Below are 5,089 nucleotides of genomic sequence, written 5' to 3' on the forward strand. Positions count from 1 at the left end.
GGGCGGGACTCGGCGTAGCCGCCTCCGTCTGTGGCCCCGGGCTCACCGGTGGCCTCCCCGTCCCCGTCACCGTCGCCGTCCACCGCCACCGACCCCCGAGCCCACAGCTTGAGCCCGCCGAACAGGACGAAGACGATGCCGGCGATGACGAGGTTGACGGTGAGCGAGGCCAGGAAGAGCGTGACCTCGCTGCCCGGGAGCTTCTCGCGCTCGACGATGCCGTTGACGATCGTGCCGTAGATGCTGATCGGCGAGAAGCCGCCGGCCTGGGCGCCGTGCACCACCATCGTGCCCATGAGCAGCGGGCTGATCCCGTAGCGGACGGCGAAGCTCAGGGCGAGCGGGGCGACGATGGCGACCGCGGCCGGACTGACCGCGCCGATCGCCGTAAGCGCGCCCGTGAGGGCGAACATCACCCAGGGGATCAGCGCCACCCGGCCGCGGACCAGCCGTATCGCGGCGTGCACCAGCCAGTCGGTGGTGCCGTTGGCGCGGGCGATGGCGAACAGGTACGTGATGCCGACAAGGACGACGAAGAGGTCGCCGGGGAAGCCGGCGAAGATGCCGTCCGCGTCGAGGCCGGCGACGAGTTCGCCCACTGCGAAGGCGGCGGCGAAGGCGAGGGCGCCCATGTTGACGGAGCGGGTGGTGGCGATGACGAACACCACGACGAGGACGAGGATCGAGATGAGTTCGGGGGACATACGGGCTCCCGTCTTTGGGCCCCGGGGGTGGCTGAGTGGTTGAGTGGCTGAGCCACTTGTTCCCTGTGGGTGCTGCTGGCTGGTCAGCGTGGGCCCCAAGGGGAGCCACGTCAAGGGGTCCTGCCTGAATTGGTTCAGCCACTCGACCACTGCGGCCCGGTGTTACCCTCCCGACGAGAGGGGGACCACCGTGACCGACGCCCTGCGCCCCATGACGAAGCAGCGCCTCTACGAGCAGGTGCTCGACCGGCTGCGCCAGTACGTCACGGAGGGCGGCCTGCGCGCAGGCGACCGGCTGCCGCCCGAGCGCGACCTGGCCCAGCGCCTGGGCGTCAGCCGCGCCTCCGTGAAGCAGGCGATCGTGGTCCTTGAGGTGCAGGGCCTGGTGGAGGCACGGCACGGCGGGGGCACGTACCTGGTCCGCGACAGCCTCGATGCCGAGCCCGTCGAGCGGATGGTCGAGCGCCGTCGGCGCCTACCCGATGTCCTGGAGGCCCGGGAGGCCCTGGAGACGAAGCTCGCCGAACTGGCCGCCGAGCGCCGTACGGAGGAGGACCTGGCGGCGATGAGGTCGGCGCTCGCCCACATGGCCAGGGAGATCGAGGAGGACGGACACGGTGTGGAGGGCGACCGCCTGTTCCACGCGGCCGTGACCGCGGCCGCGCACAGCAGCATCCTCGCGGAGTTCATGCGCTCCATCGCCGACCAGATCGCCGAGAGCCGCACCGAGTCCCTCCGCCAGCCCGGCCGCCCCACCCGCTCCCTGGCCCAGCACCAGGCCATCCTCGACGCGATCGCCGACCAACACCCCGGCCGCGCGGCCACGGCGATGCGCCGCCATGTCCGCACGGTCGCGAAGGTACGGCTCCTGGACTGGGACCCGGAGGGGGAGCGCTGACAGCGACGAGCCTGCCGCCGGGGACCTGATCGGGATCGGGGCGTCATTCGGTTCATGACAACGCGTGGGCCGTACGGTTCATGACAGGGGCTGCGCCGCCGCACACGCTGCTTCCACCACATCCGCCACCACACAGCTGACGTTGTCCGGCCCGCCCGCCTCGTTCGCCGCGGCGACAAGCGCGCGTACGGCCTCCTCGGGCGTGGGGACCGACGACAGGGTCCGCCTGATGTCCTCTTCCGTCAGGACCGAGGACAGCCCGTCGGAGCAGAGCAGGAACCGGTCGCCGGCGTGGGCGTCCTGGAGGCGGAGATCCGGGGGCGGGACGGACTCGGCGCCGGTCAGGGCCTTGAGGAGCAGGGCCCGTTGGGGGTGGGTCGCGGCCTCCTCGGGGGTGAGCCGGCCCTCGTCGATCATCGACTGGACGACGGTGTGGTCATGGGTGATCCGGAAGAGGGCGCCGTCGCGGAGTACATACGCGCGTGAGTCGCCGATGTGCACCAGGGCCAGCTGCGAGCCGGTCCAGAGCATCGCCGTGAGGGTCGTTCCCACCTCCTCGTCGGTCGCCGCGACATCCCGTACCGCCTGGGTCGCGCCCTGCACGGCGTCCTCCAGCAGGTTCAGCACGCTGCCCGCGGGGAGCGTCTCGCTGTCCAGGAACCTCAGGGCCTCCACGGCGGCCGAGCCGGCAAGCGCCCCGCCGGTGCCGAAGCCGTCGGCGACGGCCAGGAGGCGGGTACCCGCGTACGCCGTGTCCTGGTTCGCGGGGCGGACCAGGCCGGTGTCCGAGAGCGAGGCATAGCGGAGCTCCAGCATGGCGGTGTCCTCCTGGGATGTGGACGTGGACGTGTGTGACAGGTGGTCCACCAGGAAGGCAGCCAGGTCCCGGCGCGTCGTCGTCTCGGCCTCGACCTGCGCCCAGTACGCCCGGATCTCCCGGGCCGCCGTCGGCCCGTCCAGCGCGCACACCTTCCGGATCCGGGCCAGCGGCATCCCCAGCCGCCGCAGCCACGCCACCAGGCGCGCCCGCTCCAGCTGTTCGGCCGCGTAGTACCGGTAACCGGTCTCCGGGTCCACCCGGGCGGGCCGCAGCAAGTCCAGCTCGTCGTACAGGCGGAGCGCCTTCGGTGACAGCCTGCTCGCCTTGGCGAAGGCTCCGATCGTCAGCATGCCCACGGTTCCTCCTGGGTTCCTGGCGGGTTCCAGCCGCCCTGGCTGCTCCGGCTGCTCCGGCTGCTCCGGCTGCTCCTGCTGCTGTGGCTGTTCTGGCTGTTCTGGCTGTTCTGGCCGTTCCTCGTTGTGCTTTCGATGCTGGGGCTTCACCGAGGGTGAAGGTCAACCGCGCACGGTCCGGGGCCTCGTGCAGGGGCTCCGCCGATCATCCGTTATCGTTTCGTGATCGGGTGGGCGACATCCGATCACACCGTGATCACACTCTGAAGGAACATGACCGCGCGTAAAGCATCGACCTCCAACGCCCGTGGCCGCAGCGGCCGCAGTCGCAGTCGCAGTCGTAGCGGGAGCCGTCGGCGCGGCCGACGGCGCTTAGGGAAAAAGCCGATATGGGCAGGGCTGGCGGCGCTGGCCGCTCTCGGTGCCGCGGGGCTCGCGGCCGTGGGGTGGGCGCAGCGCGACACGGGAGAGTTGCCGTCCGAGGCCAGCTCGACGACCCGGGCCCAGCCCACCGTACGGGCCCCGGCCCCCACGTCCAGCCCCTCGGCCACGCGCAGCCCCTCCGCCTCGCCCGGCAAGTCCCCGAGCAAGTCACCCCGCGCGTCGTCCAGTTCGTCACGGATTTCCATCCCCGAGTCAGGGCCGGGGACGTTCACCATCGCCTCCGGTGGAAGCGGCAAGGTGGGGAGCGGCAAGACCCTGCGCTACCGGGTCGAGGTCGAGGACGGCCTGGAGCTGTCCGCCAAGGATGTCGCCGAGCAGGTGGAGCGCATCCTGGCCGACCCGCGCGGCTGGACGGCCGACGGCAAGTCGGCGTTCCAGCGGGTCTCCGGTGGCGCCACCGACTTCGTCGTGAAGGTCGCGACCCCCGGCACCGTGGACGCCGTCTGCGGGCAGTACGGGCTGAACACCCGCGGCGAGGTCAACTGCAACGTCAGCAAGAACGTCATGGTCAACCTCAAGCGCTGGGAACTGGCCACACCCGTCTATGCCGAGGACGTCACGGCCTACCGCGCGCTGATCATCAACCACGAGGTCGGCCACTTCCTCGGGCACGGCCATGTCGGCTGTCCCGGGAAGGGCAGGCCGGCTCCGGCGATGATGCAGCAGATCAAGGGCATGAACGGCTGCGTGCCCAACGTCTGGCCGTACGACGAGAAGGGGCGGCTCATCACGGGGCCGTCGGTGCCCTGATCGGTGGTTGTTAGCCTGCGCCGGAGAGCTCAGACACAGACGTACGAGGATGGAGTCCCCTTGGCCCGCACCACCACCCCGCGCCCACGCATCGCGCTCGTCACCTACGACCCCGGCGCCGAGGTGAGCAAGGACCGCGATCTGCCGGTGCTGGTACGGGAACTGAACGAGGCCGGGGCCGAGGCGACCGCTGTCCACTGGGACGACCCGGAGGCCGACTGGTCCGGTTACGACCTCGCCGTCATCCGCTCCACCTGGGACTACAGCTGGCGGGCGGAGGAGTTCGCGGCCTGGGTGGCCCGGTGCGGGAAGGCCACCCGGCTCGCGAATCCGGCGGACGTGGTGCTGTGGAACACCGACAAGCGGTACCTCGGGGAGCTGGCCGAGGCCGGGGTGCCCGTCGTGCCGACCCGGTATCTCGCACCCGGTGACGCGCTTGTCCTTCCGGACGACCGGGAGTACGTGGTGAAACCGACGTCGGGGGCGGGGGCGCGGTATGCCGCGCGGTACACGCCCGCGGAGCGGGAGACGGCCGTGCGGCAGCTCGCGCGGATGCATGCCGAAGGGTTCACGGCGATGGTGCAGCCGTACATGCGCGGCATAGACGTCACCGGGGAGCGGGCGTTGCAGTTCTTCGGCGGGCGGTTGGCGCATGCCAGTCGTAAGGGGGCGGTGCTGGCGCCCGGTACGGCGTATGACGCGGACAAGGTGGCGCACCCCGGGCTTGAGCCGTGGACTCCGTCGTCAGCCGAACTCTCTGTCGCCGAGCAGGCGTTGACTGCCGTTCCCGGGAGTTCCGAGTTGCTGTACGCCCGGGTCGACCTGGTCCTGGGGGACGACGGCGAGCCCCGGGTCATGGAGCTGGAGCTGGTCGAGCCGAACCTCTTCCTCGACCTTCATCCGGGGTCGGTGCCCGGGGTTGTCGAAGCGATCCTGGCTGCCGCCGGTCGGTAGTCCGCCGCCGGTCGGTAGTCCGGGGTCATCTGCCGGCTTCAGCGGCTGACCGCCACCCGCTGCAGCAATCCCCACGTGAACTCGGCCACGCACTCCCGCCGTACGCCCCGTGCGTCCGGAGCGGTGAGAGCGAGGCCGAAGCGGGTGGGGGCGGTGCCCTCCAAGG

5 protein-coding genes are annotated in these 5,089 nt (G+C 71.1%); 3 read left to right on the forward strand and 2 right to left on the reverse strand.

Features of this window, described 5'->3' with window-relative positions; all coding sequences use genetic code 11:
• Positions 1-704, reverse strand: a 704-nt coding sequence (locus FNH04_RS40960) for an SLC13 family permease (RefSeq protein ID WP_265581644.1), incomplete at its 3' end; no start/stop codon positions are given.
• Positions 705-894: 190 nt separating this feature from the next.
• Between FNH04_RS40960 and FNH04_RS40965 the strand changes: the two genes are divergently transcribed.
• Entirely contained in the window at positions 895-1,602 is a 708-nt protein-coding gene (locus FNH04_RS40965; protein ID WP_322725340.1) for a FadR/GntR family transcriptional regulator, read from the forward strand.
• A 78-nt stretch (positions 1,603-1,680) separates the two neighbouring features.
• On the opposite strand, the gene FNH04_RS40970 is transcribed toward FNH04_RS40965, so the two are convergent.
• On the reverse strand, positions 1,681-2,778 hold the full coding sequence (locus FNH04_RS40970; protein WP_322725341.1) for a MerR family transcriptional regulator: 1,098 nt from the start codon (positions 2,776-2,778) through the stop codon (positions 1,681-1,683).
• A gap of 405 nt (positions 2,779-3,183) precedes the next feature.
• Between FNH04_RS40970 and FNH04_RS40980 the strand changes: the two genes are divergently transcribed.
• Entirely contained in the window at positions 3,184-3,969 is a 786-nt protein-coding gene (locus FNH04_RS40980) for a DUF3152 domain-containing protein (RefSeq protein WP_228031917.1), read from the forward strand.
• Positions 3,970-4,029: 60 nt separating this feature from the next.
• Complete coding sequence (locus FNH04_RS40985) at positions 4,030-4,923, forward strand: ATP-grasp domain-containing protein (protein WP_152791266.1); 894 nt, start codon at positions 4,030-4,032, stop codon at positions 4,921-4,923.
• The last annotated feature ends 166 nt before the right edge of the window (positions 4,924-5,089 follow it).

It is taken from the genome of Streptomyces phyllanthi (assembly GCF_009377205.1).
Classification (GTDB): Bacteria; Actinomycetota; Actinomycetes; order Streptomycetales; family Streptomycetaceae; genus Streptomyces; species Streptomyces phyllanthi.